Genomic DNA, 23,978 nt, shown 5'->3' with positions numbered 1-23,978 from the left:
CGCGGCCGACCTGATTGACTGCACCGGTGAGGCAGCGTGCGCATGACTGATCGTTATCTGTCGGTGGCGGCCGCCGGGCTGCACGAGATCGAGATCCGGCGTTCGCGGTTCCTGTGCGCACTCGCCCCGGTCGGGCAGGAAGCCGCCGCGCGCGAGGCGATCGCGGCCCGTCGCCGGGCAGAACCCACGGCGCGGCACCACTGTCACGCTTTCGTGCTCGGTCCGGACGGCCGTACTCAGCGTTCCAGCGACGACGGTGAGCCCGCGGGCACCGCCGGGGTGCCGATGCTCGAAGTGCTGCGCCGCCGTGGTGTCACCGACACGGTCGCGGTGGTGTCCCGCCACTTCGGCGGCGTACTGCTCGGCGCGGGCGGCTTGATTCGGGCCTACGGCCAGTCCGTGTCCGAAGCCCTGGACACGGTCGGCTTGGTGGAGTATCGGCGGCTGAGGCTGTTCGACATCGAGGTGGACTACACCCGTGCCGGCCGGCTGGAGAACGAGCTGCGCGCGTCCTCGTACTCGGTGCAGGAGACCCGGTTCGAGGCCTCGGCGCATTTCGAGGTCGGTGTGCTGCCCGGCGAGGAGCAGCGGTTCGCCGCCTGGCTGGCGGAGGCGACCGGCGGCAGCTCGGAAGCGGTGGCGCTGGGGGAGGACTGGGTCCGCGGTTAGCCGCGCTATGCCGCCGGGGTGCCTACCGGCTCCGTCGCCAGAGGCTGGGGGAGCACCAGGCTGCCACGCAAAGCGGCCACGCCGGCGGCGGAAACCCGGTCGCCACAGGCGTGCCCGGCCGGGGCCGGGCGATCAGGCCACGGTGGACCAGCGCGGGTGGTGGTCTGGTCGCAGCAGCTCACCGACCGCACAGAGCGTACTGAGCGCCCTGCGTGCCGCGGCTGCCGCAGTGTTCGGCAGTCAGGACCCGGCTGGGCGACGGATCGTGATCAGCGGTCACGGATCGGCCGGCGGGTCCCTTGCCGAGGCGTTGGCCCGCGCGGGTGCCGACGTCGTGGTGTCCGATGTCGACCCGGCTGCGCGTGACGCGGCGCAGCGGCTCGGCTACGGCTGGGTGTCGCCGGAAGAGGCCGTCACAGCGCCGGCCGACATCCTCGTACCGGCTGCGGTCGGCGGGATTTCGGCGCGGACACGGGGGTCGGCGCGCGGCTCGTCGTCGGACCGGCCAACAACCAGCTGGTTGACGACGAAACGGCGGACGCCCTCGCGGCGCGAGGCGTGGTGTGGGTGCCGGACTACGTGGCGAGCGCCGGGGGAGTCGTGTACGCGCTGGCCAGGGAGATCGACGGAGACGGCGGCGGCGCGGGTCGAGGGGATCGGTGACGTCGTGGCCCGGCTGCTCGCTGCTGCGCGAACGAACGGCCGGACCCCGCATGCCGAGGCGGGCGAGCTGGTCCGGCGACGGCTGGATGCCCACGTCCTGCGGCGTAGGCGGCGGGAATCTTGTTGAATGGTCCGGGTGGAGATCCGGACTGACCCTGCGACGTTGGCGCTCTACACGACCGACGCGTCGAACTACCGGCACGTGCCACTAGGCGTGGTGCTGCCCGAAACCGTCGACGACGTCATCGCGGCAGTGGCCGCCGCACGCGCCCGCGGCCTGCCGGTGGTCGCCCGTGGCGGCGGCACCAGCGTGGCCGGCAACTCGTGCGGTCCTGGCCTGGTCATCGACACCGCACGGCACGTGCACGGGGTCCAGTGGCTCGACCCGGCGGCGCGGCTCGCCCGGGTCGCGCCCGGCACCGTGCTCGACGATCTGCAGGCACTCGCCGTGCCGCACGGGCTGCGGTTCGGCCCCGATCCCTCCACGCACAGCCGGTGCACGATCGGCGGGATGATCGGCAACAACGCGTGCGGTTCGCACTCGGTCGCGTGGGGCCGCACCGCGGACGTGGTGCGTGAGCTGGACGTGCTGCTCTACGACGGGACCCGGTTCACCGCCGGTCCGGCCGATCCGTCCGAAGTGGACCGGCGGGCCGCGCTGCCGGGTACCGAGGGCCGGGTTTTCACGCAGCTGCGGTCACTCGTGCGGGACAATCTCGCGTTGCTGCGGACCGAACTGTCCACCTGGCCCCGCCGGGTTTCCGGGTACGGGCTGGAACACCTGTTGCCGGAGAACGGATTCGACCTTGCGAAAGCGCTGGTCGGTAGCGAAGGCACGTGTGTCACCGTGTTGTCGGCGACGGTCGCGCTCGCTGAGCTGCCGAAGCATCGGGTACTGGCGGTGCTCGGGTTCCCCTCCGACATTGATGCGGCCGACGCGGTTCCGGCGATCCTGCTGTGGTCACCGCTGACCGTGGAAGGTGTCGACGCGGAACTCGTCGGCCTGCTCGAACCAGGCCGGAACCGTGGTCTGCCGCCGGGCGGTGCCTGGCTTTTCGTGGAGTTGTCCGGGGATTCCGCAGCCGAAGCGGCGGCTCGGGCGAGGGAGCTGGCCGCTTCGCTCGGCGCCGCGCTGACCGGTTCGGTGGTACTCGACGATCCCGCCGCGCAACGCCGGCTGTGGCGCATCCGTGAGGAGGGCGCGGGCCTGGCCACCCGGCTGGCCGACGGTTCCGAGGCCTGGCCGGGATGGGAGGACGCCGCGGTGCCGCCCGAGCGGCTCGGGTCGTACCTGCGAGGGTTCAAGGATCTGATGCTTCGGCACGGGCGCCGCAGCGTCGTCTACGGCCACTACGGCGAGGGCTGCCTGCACTTGCGGCTCGACTTCGATCTGCTGTCCGCGGCGGGCAAAGCGCAATTCCGTGAATTCGTCGAGGAAGCCGCCGATCTGGTCGCCGCGCACGGTGGTTCGCTTTCCGGCGAGCACGGGGACGGGCAGGCGCGGTCGGCGTTGCTGTCGCGGATGTACAGCCCGGAGATGCTGGCGTTGTTCGCCCGGTTCAAGGGGATCTTCGATCCGGAGGGGCGGATGAACCCCGGCATCATCGTCGAGCCGCGGCCGGTGGACGCCGATCTTCGGGTGCGCCGTGCGCCGCTGGCGATCGAAGACGTCACGGTGCTCGGCTATCCGGAGGATCGCGGCAGCTTCGGGCAGGCGATGCGCCGTTGTGTCGGGGTCGGCAAATGCCGCAACACCAGTGGTGGCGGCGTGATGTGCCCGAGCTACCGGGCGACCCGCGAGGAGCAGCACTCCACCCGCGGCCGGGCGCACCTGCTCGCCGAGATGATCAACGGCGAGGTGATCAAGGACGGCTGGCGTTCGGCCGAGGTGGCCGAGGCGCTCGATTTGTGCTTGTCCTGCAAGGGATGTCTCTCCGACTGTCCGGTCGATGTGGACATGGCCACGTACAAGGCCGAGTTCCTGCACCAGCACTACCGGGGACGCCTGCGCCCGGCGTCGCACTATTCCATGGGTTGGCTGCCGCTGTGGTTGCGTGGCGCCGCGCTGGCGCCGCGCGTGGCGAACTTCTTCGCCCGCCGTCGCTGGGCGGCGGCTGTGGTGAAGTGGCTCGGCGGGATCGCGCCGGAACGCGCGTTGCCGGAGTTCGCCCCGGTGCCGTTCACCGTGGCACGGGCGGATCTCCGCCGATGGGCGAGTGGCGAGCGGCGGGTCGTGCTGTGGCCGGATTCTTTCAACAACTACCTCACCCCGGACGTGCTCGACGCCGCGGCCGAGGTGCTCACCGCCGCCGGATACGCCGTGGTGCTGCCGGATCGAGGAGTCTGCTGTGGACTGACCTGGATCTCCACCGGGCAACTGGCCACCGCCCGGCGCGTGCTGCGCCGGACGCTTGCCGTGCTGAAGCCGTATCTGGACGCCGGGTACCAGGTGGCCGGGCTGGAACCGAGCTGCACCGCGCTGTTCCGCGGCGACCTGCCCGCGCTGCTTCCGGGCGACGCGACCGCGGAGCTGCTGGCCACCCGCACCCGGACCTTCGCCGAACTGCTCGCCGACGCGCCCGAACCGCTGACCGCGAAGCTGGACGTCGAGACGATCACCCAGGTGCACTGCCATCAGCACGCCGTACTCGGCTTCGACGCGGACGAGGCCGCATTGTCCGCCGCGGGCGTCCGCAACACCACGCTGGACGCGGGATGCTGCGGGCTGGCCGGCAACTTCGGCTTCGAACGCGGGCACTACGAGGTTTCGCTGGCCTGCGCCGAAGACCGGCTGCTGCCCGCGCTGCGCGCGACGCCGGAGTCCACTGTGGTCCTTTCCGACGGATTCAGCTGCCGGACCCAGATCGGTCAGGAGGCCGGTCGCCCGGCCGTGCATCTGGCCCAGCTGCTCCGCCGGGCGCTGCGATAGCTGCTGGCCGTTCGCCGGAGTCCGGCGGGCAGTCTCGGCGAAGCCGGCCGGCTGCCATCATGGACGTAGCGGCACCCTGCGGGCGAGGCGGGCGATCTTGGAAACGGCTCCTCGGCGCCCCCGGCATGGGCCGGGAACGCCGAGGGCGGGGATCCGCCACAGCGGTGGGCGCTCGCCACGGACGGGCCGTGGCGGGGAATGGTGCGCGCACTGTGCGGCGGTGGGTGCCGGGGAGAAGGCGTACACACAACGGGGTTTGCGGTCTTGCGCGTACCCGGGGTGATTCAGCGGTAGGTCTTCGTCGAGGCGAGATTCGCCCCTACGGTGATCAGCAGGCCGATGATCGTGATGCTGCCGAGGACGATCAGCTGACCGTCCCAGCCGCCCGGCACCCAATCGAACGCACCCCAGAGCAGCGGCGAACCGGGGCTGATCAGCCCGTGGACGATCGCCTGCCCGGCGCCGACCAGTACCAGCAATCCGAGGCATTGCAGCAATGTCCAGCTACTCTTGCTCATGGTCTGCGTCCTTTCCCTCGGGGGTGCCAGTGCCCGGCTCACCCGGCCTTGACCTTCTTCTGGCCCATAATCCCGATTCCGGCGATCACCAGCCCGACGACGCCGAAGAAGCCGAGCACGATCAGCTCCCAGGTGCGCCCGCCGGGCACCCACGACATCGCTCCCCACAGCGGTTCGGTGTCGCTGTCGAAAAAGCTGCGGACGATCGCCTGCCCGGCGAGCCCGCCCGAGATCAGCCCGAGGGCTTCGAGTGCCGCATAACCGTTCTTGCCCATGTCCCGATTCCCCTTCTCGTTTTCGTTCTGTGCCCAGTGTGGTGCCGGCGGCGTCGCCGCACATCGACCCGGCGTCTCGACCCGGGTTCGACCGCGGGCGGTGCCGCGGTCCACCTCCGGTCGTACGGGTGCCGGACCGGGGTCCGCTGCGCCGCGGCGGCGGTTCGGTGATGATGTCCGGGTGAACGAGGAGGCGGTGCCCCGGCTCGGTCCGTGGCAGCAGTCGTGGCGGCTGGCCGCCGTGGTTGCGATCGGTGCGATGACCTGGCTCTACGTCGCCACGATGGCGGTAAGGGGGCAGGTGCCGCTCGGCGGGTCCTGGTACTACCACGGGGATCCGCTGGTGGCGCTCGGTTGCCTCGTCCTGACGCTGTGGCGTCGGCGGTTCCCGCTGACCGTCGCGATGCTGATCTCGATCGCCTCGACCGCATCCACCCTCGCCATCGGCTCGGCACTGCTGGTGCTCTGCTCGATCTCCACCCGTCGCCGTCCACTGGAGATCGGCGTCGTCGTGGTGGCCTACACCGCCGCGTCGAAGTTCTCCGTGACGTTCTTCCCGCCGGAGGTCGCGACGCCCGGAAACTGGGTCGAGCTGCTGATCCCGGCACTGACCGCCGGGATCGCGGTGGCCGTCGGGGTGGCGGTGGGTGCCCGCAGGGACGAGGTGTGGACCCTGCGCCAGCGTGCGGACAGCGCGGAGCGCGAGCAGGCGGCGCGGGCCGCGGAGGCGCGGGTGCTGGAACGCAACCGGATCGCCCGCGAGATGCACGACGTGCTCGCTCATCGGGTCTCGCTGGTGGCCATGCAGGCCGGCGTGCTCGGGCACCGCGACAACCTCACCGCCGAGGAGGTGAAGGTGCTGGCCCAGGGCATCGCGGATGGTTCACACCAGGCGCTGGAGGAGCTGCGGGACGTGCTCGGCGTGCTGCGCGCGGGACCCGAGCGGCCGGAGCCGCCGCAGCCCTCGATCGACCGGATCCCCGAGCTGGTGGCCGATGCCCGGGCGTCCGGCCTTGCCGTTACGCTCACCGACACCGTGGAAGGGACCCCGCCGGAACTGGCCGGGCGGACCGGATACCGGATCGTCCAAGAAGGACTGACCAATGCCGGCAAGCACGCGCCGGGCGCGCGGGTACGGGTGAGCGTGGAAGGCGTGGCCGGGGACGGATTGCGGGTGCAGGTCCGGGATTCCGGGGCGGCGACCGCGGGCATCCATGCGCCGTCGTCCGGATTCGGGCTGCTCGGCCTCGCCGAACGGGTCGGGCTCGCCGGCGGCGAACTGGACCATCACACGGTGCCCGGCGGCGGGTTCGTGCTGCGCGCCCAGCTGCCCTGGCCGGAGGGGAACAGGTGAACGTGGACGAAGTGCGGATCGTGCTGGTGGACGACGACCAGCTGGTGCGGATGGCCCTGCGGCTGGTCATCGAGGGGGAACCCGACCTGTCCGTGGTCGCCGAGGCGGCCGACGGCGAGGCCGCGCTCGGCGTGGTCGAGCAGCACCGCCCGGACGTGGTCCTGATGGACGTGCGGATGCCCGGCCGCGACGGGCTCAGCGCCACCCGCGAGATCCTGTCCTGGCCGGATCCGCCCCGGGTGCTCGTGCTGACCACCTTCGACTCCGACGAGCTGGTGCTCGGCGCACTGCGCGCCGGCGCGCTCGGCTTCGTGCTCAAGGACACCCCGCCGCCGCAGATCATCACCGCCGTGCGCACCGTCGCCGGCGGCAACCCGGCACTCTCCTCGGCCGCGACCGCCCGGGTGATCGCCGCGGCCACCGGCCCGCACTCCTCCGACGCCCGGCAGCAGTCCCGCACCGAGGCCCGCACCCGCCTGGCCACCCTCACCGAACGCGAACTCGACACCGCCCGCGCGATCGCCGACGGCCTCGGCAACCCGGACATCGCCACCCGGCTGCACATCAGCGTGGCCACGGTGAAGGCGCACACCGGAAGCCTGTTCGCCAAACTGGGGGTGGACAACCGCGTCCAGATCGCCCTCCTGGTCCGCGACGCGGAGGACTGAGCCGTGCTGGACAGCCGAATCCGATGTGGCCTGTCACTGGAGGACGGCAGGTAAGCGGATGACTACCTGCCGTGTTGTCCGGGACTTGCGCTGCGCGAGGCGGCGTTCGATGCCGATCGGATGGTGACGATGAGCTGGCAGATCGAAATCGACGGGCACGCCTGTATCGGTTCGGGGATGTGCGCCTCCCTGCTACCCGGGACCTTCCGCATGGACGGCGTCGTCGCCCGCCCGCGCACCGGCTCCGTCGACCCGGAGGAGACGGTGTTGGACGCCGCCGATTCGTGCCCGGCCATGGCGATCACGGGCACCGAGGGCACCGAGGTCCTCGGACCACGGCCCTGACTCCCGGGCACGACCCGACTCCTGGACCACGGACCTGAACCCCTGGGGCACGGACCTGGCCACCGACGCCTGGCTCCCGGACTGGGCACTGGTCTCCGCCCCTGGCTCCCGGCCTGACTCCCGTTGGTGGGCGGCTCATACTTGCCACGGCCGGTAAACCACTAGCGTTCCGTCCGGCACGGACGTCACGATGCCGCCCGTGACGATTCGACGGCAGAACCCGCTCGCACTCCATCCGACGCCCGGCTACCACCACGTGACCACGGTGTCCGGCCGCACGACCGTGCACCTGGCCGGGCAGTGCCCGCTCGACGCCGATGCGCGGGTGATCCCCGGCGACGTGGTCGCCCAGGTGGACCAGGTCGTCGCGAACACCACCACCGCGCTCGCCGCGGCCGGCGCCCGCCCGGAGGAGGTGGTGCGCACGGTGATCTACGCGGCGACAGCCGACCGCGAGGCGCTCGCCGCTGTCTGGGACCGGTTCACCACCTCCGGCCTCGCCGTGGCGTTCACCACGGCGAGCACGCTGGTGGGGGTGACTTGCCTGGGCTATCCGGGACAGCTGGTGGAACTGGACGTCACGGCGGCGATCGCTGCGTGACGCGTTGCCGCGAGGTGGACGGGCTCGCTGATGCCGGGTGGCGAGAGCCGAAGCGTGTTGTGGCCACGGTGGTCTTTCGCTGCCGAGCAGGTTGTGGGCTCGGGTATTGGCCAGTGGGAACACGACGTAGCACGAAAGCACCCACAGTGGCATCCGAAATCGGCTCAATTCGCCTGACCTCCCCGCCGGATGCGCGGCTGTGACGAGCGTGTCAGGCGGGTAGCCCCTGCATGGTGCTGTTCAAAGTCGCGGTGATGTAGTTGGTGCTTCCCGGGCCACACGAGATCAAGTCGTCACCGTCAGGACCGTGCTGGAGCAACGTCAGCACCCGCCCGTGGTCGATCGTGTCCACAGTGGTCAACGGATAGCTGGACGAACGCACGCCATTCGTACGGCCGGCCACGTAGAACTGGTGTACCGCGCTGCGGGGCGCGGCCATCAACACCCGTAGCTGCTCGGCGGTATCCGGCACGGTGTAATCGCTGGTCATGTCCAGGTCGTAGGACTCGGATGCGGTTCCTGCCCGGTATTCCGCCCGGCGGACCCGGATCTCGCTGATTCCGGCCGGGCGAACGTTCGGCAGGGTCTCCACGGTCGCTCGGCACAACCGGCCTGCCGGAATCCCGGCCAACGTCGCCTGATCATCATCCACTGTGATCAGTAAGGCGGACTGTCCAGTGAGGACAGCCAGTGAAGCCGACTTGCGTCCGTCGCGCCGACTGGAAATCCGGTAGCACTCCGCATCGGCAGTGGAGATACCCAACAGTACATCCCGGAAGTCTCCCGACAGCCGCTGCCGACGCAGGTCGTAGAAGCCGGGTTCAGCGAGTGTTTGCCGCATCAGTTCGTCGAACGAAGCGGCCGCGTCGGCTTCGAGCCACCATTCCACAATTCCCAGCACGGGGTGTGCGGGGCCGATTCGTTCCGCATTCCACGCCCAGGCGAGTGTCACCCGCGGCACCGTCACCGGTTGGTCGATCACCATGTCCGGCTAGGTGCCGATCACCGGTGGCACGGCCTTGCCGTCGTATCCGAACAGCGCGTTCGGGTCTGGCTCCAGCAAGTACGAAGCGGACTTCTTCTCCTTGTCCTCTTCCTTGTTGCCCTTGCTCCCGGCGGCGCCCATCGGCATGCCGTTCGCCCCCCGTGCACCGGACGCGCCTGTCCCGCTCCCGGCGCGCGTCATCGATTCTTCCGGTGCGCCGAGCCTGCCGCCTGAACCGGTCGACCGGCCCGCGCCGCCAAGACCACCCGAGCGCGGACCGTCACCCGTCGTTCCCCCACCAGCTCCTGGCCTTCCCGTGCCGGACACGCCGGGGGCGAAACCGCCGTCGAAGCCAGAATTTCCGCCAGGCCCGTTTCCCGGGCCGTGGAAGGATGATCCTCCGCCACCTGGGCCGACCCGGTTGAGCCGCGCCGGATCACCGCTCCACCCACCGACCGGATCAGTCGCCGAGGGAGGGGCGACGCTCGACCTGTGCGTGCCGTCGCCACCGTTTCCTTGCGCAGCAGGCAATTGAGCGTTTTCCATGGAACCGGTCCCGACGTTTCCCGGCTCGTACCGCGCCGGCGAGGAACCCGGCGAACTGTCCCGCCCCGAACCGTTCAGACCGCGCGAGTGCGGCTGGAATGCGGGGCGCCCGGCATCCGTGGCCTGCTGATTGCCAGTAGCAGAAGGGTTTCCCACGGAGAAGTCGCCCTCCGCCTCGGACATCCGGCCATACTCGGTGGGCATCGTCCGCGCGTGCCCATCGCTGGTGGAGGTGAAGCCTTGGTATATCTGCTTGTTCTGCTCGATTGCCGCGTTGTTCTTGTTGATTTGATCCTCGGTATCGGTATCCCACACCGTCAGGACGTCAACGGCGTCCCGCTCCGGCGGCGAGTCGGATACCTCCTGCATCGTGTCCCGGGTGGACAGAAATGCATGTGACTGATCCGTCAGCGTGTTCTGTCCGGTATTCAACGCTGTTGACGCCATGGTCGTTGCCTGCACCAGCGGTTGCAGTCCACCGCGGGCCGTGTCGCCGCTCTGCCCGGACCACGCGGCCTCCAGCCGGGTCACGATCGCTCGCGTGTCCGACTCGATCTCGTACTGCTCAAGCGCTTGGGACATGCTGACTTGCTGGGCTTCACCGAGGCTGCCCGGCCCCGCACCGTTCTTCACCCGTCGCACCAGTTCGCCGGGCATAATCAGGTTGCCCTCTTTCTGCTGCAACTGCATCCAGGCTCTGACCGCAGCAGCCGGGCCTCCGGACATCACGCGCCCCCCTTCAGTGTCGTGAGCGCCAGATTCGCGATCTTCCGCGCGTCGTCGCACGGGTCGGCCTTACCTACGGCAGAATTGGCGAATTGCACATCAGCTTCGAATGCCGCGTTGTCCGCGATTCCCACGGCGACACCGCACGTGCCTCGTGAGCGGTCGTCGCGGGGACTGTAGGCCACCACCGGATACCCTTGTACTGGTGCGAGAACTTTGAAAAATCCGCCCCGCCCCTGCGTCGCATACACGTCGGCCAGACCGCGCTTCCATGCATATACGAACTGGATCATCACCAGAGAACCACGATCAACATCGTGCCAGCCACATGCGTGGGCCACGCCGGTATCATCCGCAACTTGGTCACGCGTTGGGGTGTTCGTGAACAGTCCCTTGACCTGCGCATCGGTGAGCGCCTTGCAAGGGTCACCTTGGATTAGCGACGCGGGCAACGGATTCGCGACAGTAGGGACTGGAAGCCCACTGCTCGATGTTGCTGGGGCAGAGCTGGGGCCGGGTGTCGCCGTGCCCCCGGTAGTTCGCGAACACGCCGCGAGCATGGACATTAGGGCCAGCCCGGCAACGACCCCACGAAATCTCGACAGAGGGGGCATCAGAGGTGATCCCCGTCGCCCTTGAGGTTGACGGTCTGCGCGGCTTGCTCGTCGTTGGTCTCGTGTAGGCCCAGCGCTTTTTCGATTTTCGTGATGAAGACACCTACGAAATCGCGTTGGCGGGTGAGGGCGTCGCAGTAGGCGAGGCCGGACTTGTTGCTGGCTTCCGTGTTGCGTAGGGACGCTGGGTCGTTACCCGGAGACTGGATGGACCACATCGGCGCGGCCTTACCAATCTGGGCGGCGATCCGGTCCTGCAGCTTTTTGAGGTTGCTGAGTTCCGTGGACATGGCGTCCCGGTCGAGTGTGAATGCTCCGCCGGTCGGACCGCCGGAGGCGCCTCCGCCTCCTTCGCCGGCCACGACGAACGTCGGCGTGTTCCCCGTTTGCTCCTGCTCTGCCACTTGCTGCCTCCCCTGCCGCGCTGTGGGCACCTGACCCTCGTACCGATTGTAGCCAACCGGTAACAACCTGTTTCCGGAATACCGAAAATCGCTCCTGTGGGCGCCCACACCTGCCTTGAACTGGGCAGATAGGCTCGCGCCGCCGGTTGGCCGGCGATTTCCAATGGACGTTCGACGTCCGTCGGATGGACGTGCCACCGACGTTGAGCACCCCGTAGGGCTGGGCGTGGACGACGAGCATGGTGCATGGAAGACCTTTGGTGAGCGAGCATCTACGACAGCAGATGGGTCCGGCCACTGGCCAATGGCGCTACGAACTGGTCGCGGAAGACGAAGAACCGGCGGCCACGGTTGCCCGCGAGATCCGGGAAGAGAGTGGCCATCAGCGGCTCGGCGAGGCCGAACACCGGATCAGCTTCGGACAGGTGATCGCGGGCACCGAGGTGTGTCTGTGGCGCGCCGCCGAGAAGGTCGGCGAGCCGCCGGATACCGAGGAAGTCGGCCGGCTGGCATGAGTTCGCTCAGCCGGATCCTGGAACTGGTGCAGCGGCAAGAACTTCTCGGCGCGGGCGCGTTGGTGCCGCTGCTGTACTACGGTGCCTCACGCGGCACCAGCAATGCTGCCGGGAGGTCAAGCGCCCGAGCCCGCGTAGCTGCCGGTCGGACCTGAGCTGTGCGGCGAGTCGACGTGCATGGGCGAGAGCCGCATCACGGCCGTCCGCGCTGCGTAGGCGACAGCCCGGCCATCAAGTCCTTCTCCGTGATCCCCGGACCGTGACCCGGCCGGATGAACCACTCCGTGCCGAACGCCTGCTGGAAGATCTCGTCGGGCATGGCCAGGAAGAACGACTCCTCCGCGATCTGGCTGGCGTGGGCGCGCATGGCGGCTCGTTTCGCCGGCAGATACGACGTGACGTCGACCGCTGCGGTGATCTCCGCTTCCGGTTTGCCCATCGGCTGCTCGGCATCGGGGTCCGGGAGGTCCTCACGGGCGACCAGGCCCGTCTCGACGGCCTGCTCCAGGCCCCGGCGCAGCTGGTCGCGGTTGGTGGTCGCCTGGTAGACGCGCGGGGTGCCGGCCAGCTCGGTGGCCCGCATGCCCACCCGGTGCACCTGGATGTGGTCCGGGTGCCCGTAGTTTCCGAAATCGTCGTAGATGGTGCATACCTCGGCGGATTCCTCACCCAGGATCTCCGCCAGCCGGGCCGCGGCCTCCTCGACCGAGGCGGTCCAGAACGTGCCGGGTTCGTCGTTCGCCGGCTCGCCCATCATGCCGGAATCGCGGTAGCCCAGGAATTCCACCCGCGCCACGCCGAGGGCCTCCGCCGCCGCGTGGGTCTCCTGGACCCGGCGCTCCCGCAGCTGCTCGCCCTCGCCGAGGAAGCCTTCGGGGACCTCGCCCAGCTCGCCGCGGGTCGCCACGACGAGCACCACCCGGTGGCCTTCGTCGGCCGCCTTGCGCATCACACCGCCGGTGAGGATGCATTCGTCGTCAGGATGAGCGTGGAACGTCACCAATGTAGCCATGCCCTCGAACCTACCGCCGCCCCCTGACAAAAACCGCGCCTCACCGTCGCCAGAGGAAATAGTGCACGACGCCGCTGGGGCTCGGCACGCGTTCCGTGTGGAACCGGTCGGCCAGCTCGTCCGGGCTTTCCCACAGCTTCAGGCCGTGGCCGAGGTCGTACGGCGCGACCGCGATGTGCAGGTCGTCTACCAGGTCGGCGGCGAGGAACTCGCGGATCGTCGTCACTCCGCCGCCGAGCCGGACGTCCTGGCCCGCGGCGGCTTCCTTGGCGCGGGCCAGCGCTTCGTGCGGCGTCGTGTCGAGGAAGTGGAAGGTGGTTTCGCCCAGCGCGAACGAGGGTCGCACGTGGTGGGTGAGCACGAAGACGGGCGTGTGGAACGGCGGTTCGTCGCCCCACCAGCCCTGCCACTCGTGATCTGCCCACGGACCGCGGAACGGGCCGAACTTGTTGCGCCCCATGATCTCCGCGCCGATGTTCCGGTTCATCGCGCGGACCAGGTAGTCGTCGAGGCCACGGGTGCCGCCGTCGCCGCGGTACGCCCAGCCCGCGGCGGCCCCCGCCCAGCTCATCAGCTCGCCCGGGTCGACATGGCCGAACGGGCGCTCGAAGGTCTGGTCCTCGCCCGCGCCGATGCCGTCGCGGCTGATCGTGAAGCAGTGCACCCGGAGTCGCTGGTCCATCGTTGTCCTCCTCGGAAACGGCTGTTGTCACCTGCGGTCGGAACCCGGCGGCCGGACCGGACGGCCCGGCCGGAAGAATTTTGCCCCGCCGGTGTCCGATCCGCCCGGACGGCGCCGACCATCGGGTGCCACCACCGAGGGCGGCACCGGACGAGGAGGACAACCGTGCAGTATCTGATTCTGATGCAGGTCGACCCTACCGTGCTGAGCGAGCTGACCGACGCGCAGCAGAAGCACCTGGAGCAGGGGCATACCGCGTTCATGGCGGCGATCAAGAAGAGCGGCGAGTTCATCGCGACCCAGGCACTGGCCGAGCCCGCCCGGTCGAAGGTGCTGCGCGGGTCGGGCGGCGTGCCCGAGGTGACCGACGGGCCGTTCGCGGAGAGCAAGGAGTTCATGGGCGGCTTCTACCTGATCGAGGTCGAGGACGAGGCCCGCGCGTTGGAGCTGGCCAAGCAGATCCCGGATCTGGACACCCCCGGCCTCGCCCCTGGAACTGCGCCCGGTGGTCTTCGCCGATCTGGGCGAGCGGTGACCGGACGGGGCCGGTCGCGCGGGCGACCGGCCCCCGGCGTCAGCGTTCCTTGCGCACGAGGGCCAGCAGCTCCGGCCCGTGCGTGGCGAGCCTGCGCTGCGCGATCGCGCCCCACCACCAGGCCAGGCCGATCCCGGTGGCGATCCCGGCCGGTACCCCGAGCCACTGCAGCACCGGCAGGTGCGTGAACAGCCCGGCCAGGCACAAGGCGACCACCGGCAACGCGCCGACGAGGAGCAACAGCATCGTGGCGAACATCAGCAGCACACGTGCGCAGCCGGGCCTTCCGCCGGACGACCACGGGCTCCCGCTGCGCCGCTGATCGGGCAGCGGGAACGCGAGGAACACCGACTGCAGCATCAGCAATCCCGCGCCGGCTCCCAGCGTCGCGGGCAGCAACCCGAACAGCCACGGATACGCCGAGGTCCGTCCAAGCAGGCCGGGCAGCAGCGCGGTGAGCACCAGCCCGAGCGGAGCGACGAGAAGCAGCCACGCGAGCTGACGGCCGCGTACGTCGGCGCGCTCAGCACCGGGTACGACGAGCGTGTGCCACAGCGCGCTGCCGTCCATTCCGTACAGATTGCCCGACTGCAAGCAGGCGAAGAGCACAACGACAACGCCGAAGTACGGCAGCAGCAACGAGTGCCCGCCGGACAACGCGGGTACGACGGTGACGACGACCCCGATCAGCAAAGTCGACAGCAGCGCGACCCGGCGCCGCGCGTCACGCCACCAAGTGTGCAGCTCCTTACGAGCCACAGCGCCCACCGGAGTCAGTGGCAGCAGGCCACGCCGTACACGCCTGCCCTCGGCCTTCGCGCGCGTACGTGAAGCACCTTGAAACGACGGCGTGGTCACCTGTCGCGCCAGCAGTGCGCCCCATGCAGCGATCAAGACCGCCAGGAGCCCGACCATCGCCGCGAAGAGCCCGCCGACAGTGCCCCATGCACCTTCGCCGGCCGCGTGCACGGCGACAGTGCCCCAGCCCGACGGCAGTATGTGCATCACGTTCACGAAGCCGGGCACCTGCCCGTTGACGATCGCCGGGCCGATCTTGTTCACCGCGTAGTTCACGCCCACCCCGGACAACCCGGTGAGCGCGACCAGGACGATGCCCAGCTCCTTGCCCTTGCGCGAGGTCAGCAGCGCGCCGAGAGCGGCGATCACCACCCGGTAGAGCAGCACCACGAAAGCCAGCTGCAGCACCGTGAACACCAGCCCGACGAACACCGCGCCGACGCCGAGACGGACGCCGTACGCGATCAGCCCGGCGAACGCCAGGAAACTGACCAGCGCCGTGACCCCGACGAAGCTCGCCGCCAGCAGCCCGACCGCGAGCCGTCGCCGGGGGATCGGCAGCAGCGAGAAGTGCTCCGGCCGCAGTGTGTCGTCACCACCGCCGGTGGCGATCGGCGCCAGGATCCAGCCCGCCGCCCACACCGCGTACACCGAGGTGAGCAGGTCGACGGTGATCCGCGCCTGCGGTACCGGGAACACCGCGATGCCGATCGTGAGCGCGGCGGCGAGCAGGCCGAACACCCCGCCGACGATCATGCCCGCGATCTGCCGTCCCCGCAGGGAATTGCGTAGTACGCGAAGTTTCAGTCGGACGAGGACGCCAACCACGACAACCCCTCCGCTCCGCCGGTACGCCCGCCCACGATGTGCACGAACGCGTCCTCCAGGCTGCCCTCGCCGCGCACCTCGGCCACCGCGCCCGCGGCCACCACCCGGCCGCGGGTGATCACCGCGACGTGACTGCACAGCTGCTCGACCAGCGCCATCACGTGACTGGACAACACGACCGCGCCGCCGGAGGCGACGAACCGCTGCAGGATCGTGCGGATGGTCGAGGCGGACACCGGATCCACCGCTTCGAACGGCTCGTCCAGCACCAGCAGCCGGGGCGCGTGCAGCAACGCCATCGCGAGCCCGATCTTCTTGCGCATGCCCGCGGAGTAGTCGATCACGAGCGTGGCCTCGGCACCGGTCAGCTCCAGCACGCCGAGCAGCTCCTGCGCGCGCTCGGCGACGGTGTCCGGCGCCATACCGCGCAGCTGTCCCATGTAGGTCAGCAGTTCCCGGCCGGTCAGGCGTTCCGGAATGGACAGTCCGTCCGGAAGGACCCCGATCAGGCTTTTCGCCCGTTCCGGTTCGCGCCAGACGTCCACTCCGAACACCCGCGCCTGCCCGGCATCCGGGCGCAGCAGCCCGACCGCCATGGACAGTGCGGTCGTCTTGCCCGCGCCGTTCGGCCCGACCAGGCCGAAGAACGATCCGCGCGGCACCTCCAGCCGGACCTCGTCCACCGCGACGGTGGTGCCGAACCGTTTGGTGAGCCCGTAGAGCCCCATTGCCGCGTCGTCCGCCATCGGCTCCCCCTTTCCGTGGTCCTGCCAGACCCTACGCGCAGGCGCGGGGCGATCGGGGCAGGACAACACGGGGCAGCGGGTCAGCCGCAGTCGATCTTGGGCTGCGGGTTGTAGTGGACCGTGCGCGTGTGCCGGGAGACCTCACGGCCGGTGCCGACGTCGCGCAGCACGCGGGTGTCGCTGGTGGTGAACCCCTCGGCGCCGGCGGACGCGTGGCAGTTCTCCGCGGGGCCGGGTTTCGTCGGCGGGGGCGTCGGGTTCGCGCGCTCCCCGGGCACCGATTCCACGGTGTAACGCTTGGTGCCCCACAGTTTCACGGTGATCGACGACGGTGTCCAGATCGTCTGGATCGCGATGCCGGTGTCCGAGTCGTTCGTGAACTTCAGGTCGATCACGCTGGCGCCGCTGGGATTCTGGAACACGGTCGCCTCGCGCGCGGCCGGGTAGCGGCTGATGTAGTAGCTGTGCTCCTTGTGCCCGGCGTCCTTCATTCCGGCGAAGTAACTCGCGTTGTACAGCGTGGTCGCGAACTGCGAGATGCCGCCGCCGACTTCCCGGCCCGGGGCGCCGTTCGCGATCACGCCCGCCTCCACGTACCCCTGCGGCTTTCCGCGCGGGCCGGTGAACTCGTTGAGGCTGAACGTTTCCCCGGGTTTGACGATGGCGCCGTTCACCTTGTCCGCGACGACCCGGATGTTGACCCCGGAATCGGCGGCGAACCCGCTCGTGCTGAACTCGCCGACGACCTCGCGCACCCCGAGTTTGTCCGCCTGTTCGGTGGTGACCTTCGCGGGCTCTTTCCGATACACCGCCTTGAGTTCCCGCGCGTCGGTCCGCTTGAGCGTGTCCATCAGCGGTTCGAGGCTCTTGTCCCAGTCCACGGTGCTGCCCTCGGCCGAGGGCTTGACCACCGGTTTGCCGCCGGCGAACTCGATGCTCGCGTCGTGGCCCTCCCGCTCGGTGGATTTCAGCTGCGGGGCGAGCACCTCGGTGAGCTTCTTCGTGTCCAGCTTCGGGGTGAGGCCGCCGCCTTCGCCCGGTGTGAAGGTGAGCGCCGCGGCGATGTCCTTCGGACGGGCGGTGGCGTCCGAGCCCTCGCCCTTGAATCGCACCGGGCCGGACACCGCGGGCCGGGCGACCTCGTCCAGCGCGGCCCGGACTCCGGCCGCCGTGGTGGACACCGGTGCGGGCACCACCGGCAGCGCCAGCTCCCCGCCCTTGGCCCAGCCGGTGAGCACCGCCTGCCGGGCCGCCGCGACGTCGAGCTTCTGCCCGGCCCGCGGCTCCACGGCGGTCGGTGTGGCGCCGTCGAAGTGCACCGTGCCCTCCACCGGCGCCCGGTCGACGCGGCCGCGCAGGTCCTCCAGCGCGGTGCCGAGCCGGCCGTCCTCGGCCTGCGAGAGCACGCCGATCTCCCGGGTGCCGAAGAACGAGGTGAGCCGGGTGAACGGATTCAGCGGCTGGTCGCCGACCTGTTCGATGGTGCCGCTCCAGTCCAGGCGCAGGCCGGCGGCGGCCGGGGTGAAGGTGGTCCGCGCCTCGCCCGCGGTGACGGTGAGCGGCTGTGCGAGCCGGGGTTCGAGGCTGCTGCGCAGCTCGCGTTCGGCGACCGGCACTTCGAGCCCGCCGATGTCCACCCCGGCGATGACGACGCCGCGCGGCACCCGGCCCTGGCTGGTGAGCAGGTCGATCAGGTAGGCGACCACGAGCACGGCGAGCACCCCGCCGGAGATCCAGCCCGCCCGCCGCAGCCCGCTTCGCGGGGCCGGGGGCGCCGGTTCGTCCAGGCGCACGACCGGCAGGATGTCGGTCTGCTCACCGTGGGATTCCGGCCAGCGCGGTTCCTGCACCTCTACGCCCCTCCGTTCGCCGTGACCGGGCCCAGCGTACGGGGAGAGCCGGACATGCCGGACTAGTGCCCCTAAACCGGTCAGCTCGGGTCCGGTTCTGCCGGCTTGCGAGCAGCGGGCACCGTACCGGTGGTGGCCGGGGGCCCGGTTCGCCGGGTCTTCGCTGGGAAATCTGATATATGATGACCTGTTGCGTGTCGATCCAGGGCTCCGCAGGGGGTGGAGCGAGCACAAGGCAGTCTCGCCGTGGCACGCGAGGGCGACGCGGACGAGGCGGCCGGCCTGCTGCGTGACCACCTCGCGGCGTTCCTCGACCGAATCCTCGCGGCGGTCGGGGAACAGGAGGACGGACGTGCGGCTGCTGCTCGTCGCGGACACCCATCTGCCGAAGCGGGCGAAGGACCTACCCGAGCCGGTCTGGGACGAGGTGGCGAGAGCGGACGTCGTGGTGCACGCGGGCGACTGGGTCGATCTGGACACCTTCGACGCACTCGCAGTGCAGAGCAAACGGCTGGTCGCCGTGTACGGCAACAACGACGGGCCAGAGTTGCGCGCGTGGCTGCCCGAGGTGGCGCGCGTGACGCTCGGCGGCGTACGGCTGGCTGTGGTGCACGAGACCGGCGACGCGAAGGGTCGTGCGGCTCGCTGCGACGCGCAGTACCCGGACGCCGACATCCTCGTCTTCGGCCACAGCCACATCCCGTGGGACTCCACGACGCCCGGTGGGCTGCGGCTGCTCAACCCGGGTTCGCCCACGGATCGGCGGCGGCAGCCGTTCTGCACCTACCAGACCGCGGAGATCAGAGACGGCCAGCTGGGTGATGTCGAGCTGCACGAGCTGTCGCTGAAGGGGTAGACAGAACCCATGAATCCGGCACGCGCTCTGCGGGACATCGCCTTCCGGCTCGAACGCGCGGGGGAGCCGACCTATCGCGTACGCGCGTTCCGGCAAGCCGCCGCCGTGGTCGACGGCCTCTCTCCGGAAGAGCTTGAGTCCCGCGTACGGGCGGGTACGTTGCAGGCGCTCAAAGGCATCGGCAAAGCGACCGCCGGCGTGATCGAGGACGCATCACATGGACGTACGCCTGCGTACGCGGCAAAGCTGGACGAAGCAGACGTGCCGGACGGCGGTCCGCTGCGCGCCGCCCTTCGCGGGGATTGCCACACCCACTCCGAATGGTCCGATGGAGGCAGCCCGATCCGTGAGATGGCCGAGACGGCGCAGGAGCTGGGGCACGAATGGATCGTGCTCACCGATCATTCGCCACGGCTGACCGTCGCCCGGGGCTTGTCCGCGGAACGGCTGCGGGACCAGATGGCCGAGGTGGCGCGGGTGAACGAGGAGCTGGCGCCGTTCCGCGTACTGCACGGTATCGAGGTGGACATCCTCGATGACGGCGCGCTCGACCAGACCGAGGAGCTGTTGGCACAGCTGGATTTCGTGGTGGCGAGTGTGCATTCGAAGCTGCGGATGCCGGCTCGTGAGATGACCCCGCGGATGCTCGCCGCGGTGGCGAACCCGTACGTGCGCGTCTTGGGCCACTGCACCGGGCGGATGGTCCATGGGCGCGGCAGGCCGGAATCGGAGTTCGACGCGGAGAAGGTGTTCACGGCCTGCCGGGAGAACGGGGTCGCGGTGGAGATCAACTCCCGCCCCGAACGTCTCGACCCGCCGATGCGGCTGCTGCACCAGGCCGTGGCACTGGGCTGCGAGTTCGCCATCGACAGCGACGCGCACGCCCCGGGACAGCTCGATTGGCAGGGGTACGGCTGCGTCCGTGCGGCGGAAGCCGGGCTGGGGCCGGATCGGATCGTGAACACCCGGACCCTGGACGAACTGCTCGCCGGGTGAGTGCGGCCCGGGAACCCGGGCTCAGCCGATCTGGTACTGATCGCCGTAGACCTGCCACTTCAGCGGGGTGTGCAGATCGAGATTGCCGTCGTTGAGGAAGACCAGCTGCTCGGTGTCGATCCGCGGGGTGTTCGCGTGCGCCTCCTCCTGTTTCATGATCACCCGGCGGGCGTCCAGGAAGGCTTTGAGGTACGTGGTTTCGTCGCCGCCTTGTGACGGGGGTTTCGCCTTCTCCATCGCGGTCTTGCGGATGCCGCCGAAGGCGGCGGCACTCTCCCCGGCACCGTGCATCACGATCGCGTCGTAGTAGATGAACTGCCCGAGGGTGCCGAGTCCGTCGGATTCGCCCTGGCGCACCGCCGGGTCGAAGTACACCTGATCCCGTTCGGTGTCCTGTGCCTGCTGGAACGCGCTGGTCCCGGCGGCCTGCCGCCAGGCGTTCTCGAAGGCCGGCCCGAGGCCCTCGTGCGAATCGCTGCCGTTGACCTTTTCCAGCGCGGGCAGGAACTCCGCCAGCGGATTGCCCGGGACGGCCGCGGTATAGGCCCGCACCAGTTCGAGGATGTCCCCGGTGCCGGTGCAGAACCCGATGATGCCCGCGGTGTAGCCACGGCCGTCGCCGATGTCCTCGATGTAGCCGTACTGTGCCTTCCAGTCGAGCGAGGAGTTCTCCGCGCTCGACACCAGTTTCATGGCGATTTCCTTTTTCTCCGGCGCGGCGAGGCCGGTGGCGGGCTTCGGTATGGGCACGGGTGCGGTCACTGCGGCGGGTGGGTCCGGCCGGGTGACCGTCCAGACGGCGAGCCCGAGAACCAGGATCGCGGCCACGGCGAGTACCGGCCACATCGTCTTGCGCATGAAGGGATTCCTCGGGGTCAGCGGACGGCAGGACGGAACGTGATCCCGGCATGGGCCAGCCGCCTGAGCAGCGCGTCGCCCATCGCCGTGGCCGTGGTGAGCTGGCCCGCGGTGTCCGGCAGCTGGTCGAAAGCCAGGCAGAGCGCGGATTCCGCGAGCATCTTAGCGGTCTCGTCGTAACCGGGGTCGCCGCCGGTGACCTCGGTGGTCACCTCTTCACCCCCGCCACGGCCGAGGAAACGGAGCCGGAACCACGACCGTGCGCGCTGCTGCTCGTCCGGTCCGTCGCCGGGGGCGAGCCGCCGTGACAGCGCCCGCCGTGCCGGAGGCAGCTGCGCGGCCGTGGCCAGCGCACCGGCGCCGGCCACGGACAGCGCCGCCGACGACAGGTGCTCGAACGCGGCGAAGTGCCGGTAGCGGAAGTCCGGCCCGTATCGCCGCGACGCCCGCGCGGAGTGGCGCACGATCTGCGGATCGATGGTGGGCAGCGGCAGCGCCCAGTGTCCGGTGCCGGGCATCCGGTGTGGGCGGCCGGCGGGGATCCGCACCGAGCGGCCCGGGATCTCCGGTTCCTGCACGGCCCGCTCCTTCGCGGCCCGCGCGGACTGGGGGAGCCGGGAAAGGACGGTGAGCGCCGTGCCGAGAGTGCCACCGGACGGCCGCGCGCCCACCCGGACGTAGCCGTCGACCTCCAGGGGAACGTCTTCGGGCAGCTGCCGGACGGTGTACCACACGCCGAGGTCGTGCGGGATGGAGTCGAAGCCGCAGCTGTGCACGATCCGCGCTCCGGTCTCGGCCGCTTTCGCGTGGTGTGCCAAGTACATCCGGTCGACGAACTCCGGCTCACCGGTGAGATCCAGGTAATCCGTGCCTTCCTCGGCGCAGGCGGCGACCAGCGCTTCGCCTCGCTCCAGGTAGGGGCCCACCGTCGTCGCGACGACCTTCGCCGAGGCCGCGATCTCGCGCAGGGACGCCGGATCGCCGGAGTCCGCGGTGAGCAAGGGCAGCGCGGCACATCGGCCGTCGATCGCGGCGAGCCGATCGCGCAGCGCGGCCAGCTTGCCCGGGTCACGTCCGGCGAGTGCCCAGCGGCAGCCCTCCGGCGCGGTGCGGGCGAGGTACTCCGCGGTGAGGGCACCGGTGAAGCCGGTGGCGCCGAACACCACCAGGTCGTAGTCGGCCATGTCGCCAGGGTAGCCCACCGGCGGAAGACCACAGTGGACAGTAAAGGCATGGTAAACTCGGCCGGAGATGACTGCTGCCGCCCGCCCCGCGCCGCGGCACCGGTCCATCCTCGGCCTCCTGCTCACCGCGCTGCTCCTGCTCGCGGTGGCCGCGCCCGGCCCGGTCCCGGAAGGCCCGCGCCCGGCCGGTTCCGGGCCTGCTCTGGTACAGCAGCAGGCCCACTCCGCGGTCGCGCATCCGCTGCCGCTCGCCGACGTGCCGGGGGAGTCCCGGCTTTCGCGCCCGGCAGAGGTCTCGTACGCGCTCGTGCTCCGCTCGCCCGCCGAGGCGAGCCGCGCGTACGTGCCCGCTGTCGCCCGTGCGCCGCCCGGCTGCTGAGTACGTCTCCCTTCACCCGTACCAGCTGTCGCTCGGAGGACCCCATGAGCAACGGTCATGCCTTGCTGGCCGTCGGCGGCGCGTTTCTCGCCGCCGGAGCCCTCGCCCGCGTCGGAGCCCGGATCGGGCTGCCCACCATTCCCCTGTTCATGCTGGCCGGTTTCGTCTTCGGCCCCTACACCCCCGGACTGTCCCTTGTGGACGATCCGGCCGAGTTCGGCGTCCTGGCCGGGCTCGGCCTCGTGTTCCTGTTGTTCTACCTCGGCCTGGAGTTCTCGCTGGAGGATCTGGCCCGCGGCGGCACCCGGCTGGTCGGCGCCGGACTGGCGTATCTGGTGCTCAACGTCGGCGGCGGGCTCGCGTTCGGCTTCGCGCTGGGCTGGGGCACCCGCGAGGCGCTGGTGATCGCCGGCGCGATCGGCATCTCGTCCTCGGCCATCGTCACGAAGCTGCTGCTGGAGACCCGGCGGCTGGAGAACCGGGAATCCCGGCTGATCATGGGCATCATCGTGCTGGAGGACCTGTTCCTCGCGCTGTACCTCGCTTTGCTGCAGCCGGTGCTCAGCGGGGCGGACGGCTTCGGCGCCGCGCTGGCCGACTTCGGCAAGGCCTTCGGGTTCCTGCTCGTACTCGCCGCGCTGGCCCGCTGGGGCGGCCGCCTGGTCTCCCGCCTGTTCGGCTCGGCCGACGACGAACTGCTCACAGTCTGCTTCGTCGGCGTCGCGGTACTCGGTGCCGCGGTGGCCGAGGAGGTGGGAGTGTCCGACGCGATCGGCGCGTTCATGGTCGGCATGATGCTCGGCGGGTCGAAGGTCGCGCCGCGGGTGCACAAACTGGTGCTGCCGCTGAGGGACGCGTTCGGCGCGCTGTTCTTCTTCATCTTCGGCTTGTCGATCGACCCCGGCGCGGTGGGCACGGTCGTGCTGCCGGTGCTCGCCGCCGTGGTGCTGACCCTGGTGCTCAACCTGGCGGCCGGCACGGTCGCCGCCCGGCTGCACGGCTTCGACCGGCAGGAGGGCGTGAACATCGGCCTGACCGTGCTGACCCGGGGCGAGTTCTCGCTGGTACTGGCGACACTGGCGACCGCGGCCGGGCTGGACTCCCGGGTGGCGCCGTTCGTGGCCGGGTACGTGCTCCTGCTGGCCGTGATCGGCCCGCTCGCGGTCCTCCGCTCGGACCGGCTGACCTGGCTGGTCCCGGCCCGGCTGGTCCGGGCGCGGCGGGAGCCTGCGCCGGTGGGCTGAGGCCGGGTGACCTGGGGGTGCTCGGTCGGCGGTCTGGTGCGGCGGTGCGGTCCGGCGGTGCGGTCCGGCGGTGCGGTCCGCTCCGCTCCGGTCCGGCGGTGCGGTCCGGCGGTGCGGTGCGGCCGTCCGGTCCGGTCCGGCGGTGCGGTGTGGCCGTCCGGTCCGGCGGTGCGGTGTGGCGGGCTGAGCCTGCGGACG

At 70.2% G+C, this 23,978-nt stretch carries 25 protein-coding genes and 1 pseudogene; 13 read left to right on the top strand and 13 right to left on the bottom strand.

Translation table 11 applies throughout. The features are described 5' to 3' along the window. Nucleotides 1-42 precede the first annotated feature (42 nt). A complete protein-coding gene (locus tag D5S19_RS10950; RefSeq protein ID WP_120023242.1) occupies nt 43-669 on the top strand; it encodes a YigZ family protein in 627 nt (208 codons plus the stop codon). A 799-nt stretch (nt 670-1,468) separates the two neighbouring features. Then, on the top strand, nt 1,469-4,261 hold the full coding sequence (locus tag D5S19_RS10940; RefSeq protein ID WP_120023266.1) for an FAD-binding and (Fe-S)-binding domain-containing protein: 2,793 nt from the start codon (nt 1,469-1,471) through the stop codon (nt 4,259-4,261). A 284-nt stretch (nt 4,262-4,545) separates the two neighbouring features. Here D5S19_RS10940 and D5S19_RS10935 read toward each other — a convergent pair whose 3' ends face one another. Together D5S19_RS10935 and D5S19_RS10930 are read right to left on the bottom strand one after the other, a co-directional pair. Next, nucleotides 4,546-4,779: a hypothetical protein gene (locus D5S19_RS10935; RefSeq protein ID WP_147397366.1), complete on the bottom strand. Its 234-nt coding sequence runs from the start codon at nt 4,777-4,779 to the stop codon at nt 4,546-4,548. A gap of 38 nt (nt 4,780-4,817) precedes the next feature. After that, complete coding sequence (locus D5S19_RS10930; RefSeq protein WP_120023240.1) at nt 4,818-5,054, bottom strand: hypothetical protein; 237 nt, start codon at nt 5,052-5,054, stop codon at nt 4,818-4,820. A gap of 181 nt (nt 5,055-5,235) precedes the next feature. Between D5S19_RS10930 and D5S19_RS10925 the strand changes: the two genes are divergently transcribed. The 4 genes from D5S19_RS10925 (at nt 5,236) to D5S19_RS10910 (ending at nt 8,022) form a co-directional block, all read left to right on the top strand. After that, nucleotides 5,236-6,408 carry a sensor histidine kinase gene (locus D5S19_RS10925; RefSeq protein WP_233573820.1) on the top strand — a complete coding sequence of 391 codons (1,173 nt, stop codon included), beginning with the start codon at nt 5,236-5,238 and terminating at the stop codon, nt 6,406-6,408. Between the two features lie 50 nt (nt 6,409-6,458). Continuing rightward, nucleotides 6,459-7,076 carry a response regulator transcription factor gene (locus D5S19_RS10920; protein WP_233573824.1) on the top strand — a complete coding sequence of 206 codons (618 nt, stop codon included), beginning with the start codon at nt 6,459-6,461 and terminating at the stop codon, nt 7,074-7,076. Between the two features lie 129 nt (nt 7,077-7,205). Beyond that, nucleotides 7,206-7,421, top strand: coding sequence for a ferredoxin (locus tag D5S19_RS10915; protein WP_199730435.1), 216 nt, complete (start codon nt 7,206-7,208; stop codon nt 7,419-7,421). Between the two features lie 199 nt (nt 7,422-7,620). Then, nucleotides 7,621-8,022, top strand: a complete 402-nt coding sequence (locus D5S19_RS10910) for a RidA family protein (protein ID WP_120023265.1) — start codon at nt 7,621-7,623, stop codon at nt 8,020-8,022. Nucleotides 8,023-8,233: 211 nt separating this feature from the next. Here the strand turns inward: D5S19_RS10910 and D5S19_RS10905 are convergent, their stop codons facing one another. From D5S19_RS10905 to D5S19_RS10890, 4 genes are read right to left on the bottom strand one after another with little or no spacing between them, the layout of a single operon-like run. Then, nucleotides 8,234-9,007 carry an ESX secretion-associated protein EspG gene (locus D5S19_RS10905; RefSeq protein WP_120023236.1) on the bottom strand — a complete coding sequence of 258 codons (774 nt, stop codon included), beginning with the start codon at nt 9,005-9,007 and terminating at the stop codon, nt 8,234-8,236. 6 nt (nt 9,008-9,013) lie between these two features. Beyond that, entirely contained in the window at nt 9,014-10,243 is a 1,230-nt protein-coding gene (locus D5S19_RS10900) for a hypothetical protein (protein ID WP_120023235.1), read from the bottom strand. A 35-nt stretch (nt 10,244-10,278) separates the two neighbouring features. Continuing rightward, nucleotides 10,279-10,839: a DUF3558 domain-containing protein gene (locus D5S19_RS10895; RefSeq protein ID WP_233573823.1), complete on the bottom strand. Its 561-nt coding sequence runs from the start codon at nt 10,837-10,839 to the stop codon at nt 10,279-10,281. Between the two features lie 53 nt (nt 10,840-10,892). Next, a complete protein-coding gene (locus D5S19_RS10890) occupies nt 10,893-11,297 on the bottom strand; it encodes a hypothetical protein (RefSeq protein WP_120023233.1) in 405 nt (134 codons plus the stop codon). 260 nt (nt 11,298-11,557) lie between these two features. On the opposite strand from D5S19_RS10890, the gene D5S19_RS33010 reads away from it, so the two are divergent. Together D5S19_RS33010 and D5S19_RS33005 are read left to right on the top strand one after the other, a co-directional pair. Further along, nucleotides 11,558-11,812 carry an NUDIX hydrolase gene (locus D5S19_RS33010; protein WP_233573819.1) on the top strand — a complete coding sequence of 85 codons (255 nt, stop codon included), beginning with the start codon at nt 11,558-11,560 and terminating at the stop codon, nt 11,810-11,812. Next, entirely contained in the window at nt 11,809-11,967 is a 159-nt protein-coding gene (locus tag D5S19_RS33005) for a hypothetical protein (protein WP_233573818.1), read from the top strand. The genes D5S19_RS33010 and D5S19_RS33005 overlap by 4 nt, the downstream gene beginning before the upstream one ends. Before the next feature lie 38 nt (nt 11,968-12,005). Here D5S19_RS33005 and D5S19_RS10880 read toward each other — a convergent pair whose 3' ends face one another. Further along, on the bottom strand, nt 12,006-12,824 hold the full coding sequence (locus D5S19_RS10880; protein WP_120023232.1) for a PIG-L family deacetylase: 819 nt from the start codon (nt 12,822-12,824) through the stop codon (nt 12,006-12,008). A 40-nt stretch (nt 12,825-12,864) separates the two neighbouring features. Continuing rightward, nucleotides 12,865-13,506 carry a dihydrofolate reductase family protein gene (locus D5S19_RS10875; protein ID WP_120023231.1) on the bottom strand — a complete coding sequence of 214 codons (642 nt, stop codon included), beginning with the start codon at nt 13,504-13,506 and terminating at the stop codon, nt 12,865-12,867. Between D5S19_RS10875 and D5S19_RS33780 the strand changes: the two are divergent. After that, nucleotides 13,414-13,914: pseudogene (locus D5S19_RS33780) on the top strand (YciI family protein); the annotation flags it as partial. The gene D5S19_RS10875 and the pseudogene D5S19_RS33780 overlap by 93 nt on opposite strands. Before the next feature lie 166 nt (nt 13,915-14,080). Here the strand turns inward: D5S19_RS33780 and D5S19_RS10865 are convergent. The 3 genes from D5S19_RS10865 to D5S19_RS10855 form a co-directional block, all read right to left on the bottom strand. Beyond that, nucleotides 14,081-15,667 carry a hypothetical protein gene (locus D5S19_RS10865; RefSeq protein WP_120023230.1) on the bottom strand — a complete coding sequence of 529 codons (1,587 nt, stop codon included), beginning with the start codon at nt 15,665-15,667 and terminating at the stop codon, nt 14,081-14,083. Beyond that, nucleotides 15,643-16,413: an ABC transporter ATP-binding protein gene (locus D5S19_RS10860; RefSeq protein WP_120023229.1), complete on the bottom strand. Its 771-nt coding sequence runs from the start codon at nt 16,411-16,413 to the stop codon at nt 15,643-15,645. Before D5S19_RS10860 ends, D5S19_RS10865 begins: the two co-directional genes overlap by 25 nt. 80 nt (nt 16,414-16,493) lie before the next feature. Continuing rightward, nucleotides 16,494-18,263: a VanW family protein gene (locus tag D5S19_RS10855; protein ID WP_120023228.1), complete on the bottom strand. Its 1,770-nt coding sequence runs from the start codon at nt 18,261-18,263 to the stop codon at nt 16,494-16,496. A 352-nt stretch (nt 18,264-18,615) separates the two neighbouring features. Here D5S19_RS10855 and D5S19_RS10850 point away from each other — a divergent pair, with 352 nt between their 5' ends. Together D5S19_RS10850 and D5S19_RS10845 are read left to right on the top strand one after the other, a co-directional pair. Further along, nucleotides 18,616-19,119 (top strand): metallophosphoesterase family protein, encoded by a 504-nt coding sequence (locus D5S19_RS10850; RefSeq protein WP_120023227.1) that lies wholly within the window; start codon nt 18,616-18,618, stop codon nt 19,117-19,119. Nucleotides 19,120-19,128: 9 nt separating this feature from the next. Continuing rightward, nucleotides 19,129-20,115, top strand: a complete 987-nt coding sequence (locus D5S19_RS10845) for a PHP domain-containing protein (RefSeq protein ID WP_120023226.1) — start codon at nt 19,129-19,131, stop codon at nt 20,113-20,115. A 21-nt stretch (nt 20,116-20,136) separates the two neighbouring features. Here the strand turns inward: D5S19_RS10845 and D5S19_RS10840 are convergent, their stop codons facing one another. Next, nucleotides 20,137-20,973 (bottom strand): chitosanase, encoded by an 837-nt coding sequence (locus D5S19_RS10840; protein ID WP_120023225.1) that lies wholly within the window; start codon nt 20,971-20,973, stop codon nt 20,137-20,139. A gap of 17 nt (nt 20,974-20,990) precedes the next feature. Further along, nucleotides 20,991-22,157, bottom strand: coding sequence for a saccharopine dehydrogenase family protein (locus D5S19_RS10835; RefSeq protein ID WP_120023224.1), 1,167 nt, complete (start codon nt 22,155-22,157; stop codon nt 20,991-20,993). A gap of 67 nt (nt 22,158-22,224) precedes the next feature. Here D5S19_RS10835 and D5S19_RS10830 point away from each other — a divergent pair, with 67 nt between their 5' ends. After that, on the top strand, nt 22,225-22,536 hold the full coding sequence (locus D5S19_RS10830; protein WP_120023223.1) for a hypothetical protein: 312 nt from the start codon (nt 22,225-22,227) through the stop codon (nt 22,534-22,536). A 44-nt stretch (nt 22,537-22,580) separates the two neighbouring features. Then, on the top strand, nt 22,581-23,780 hold the full coding sequence (locus D5S19_RS10825) for a cation:proton antiporter (RefSeq protein WP_120023222.1): 1,200 nt from the start codon (nt 22,581-22,583) through the stop codon (nt 23,778-23,780). Nucleotides 23,781-23,978 lie beyond the last annotated feature (198 nt).

Origin of the sequence: Amycolatopsis panacis, from assembly GCF_003600245.1 — a bacterium.
GTDB classification, from domain to species: domain Bacteria; phylum Actinomycetota; class Actinomycetes; order Mycobacteriales; family Pseudonocardiaceae; genus Amycolatopsis; species Amycolatopsis sulphurea.
The sequence above is the reverse complement of the archived record's forward strand: the minus strand, read 5'-3'. Positions and strand labels throughout refer to the sequence as shown.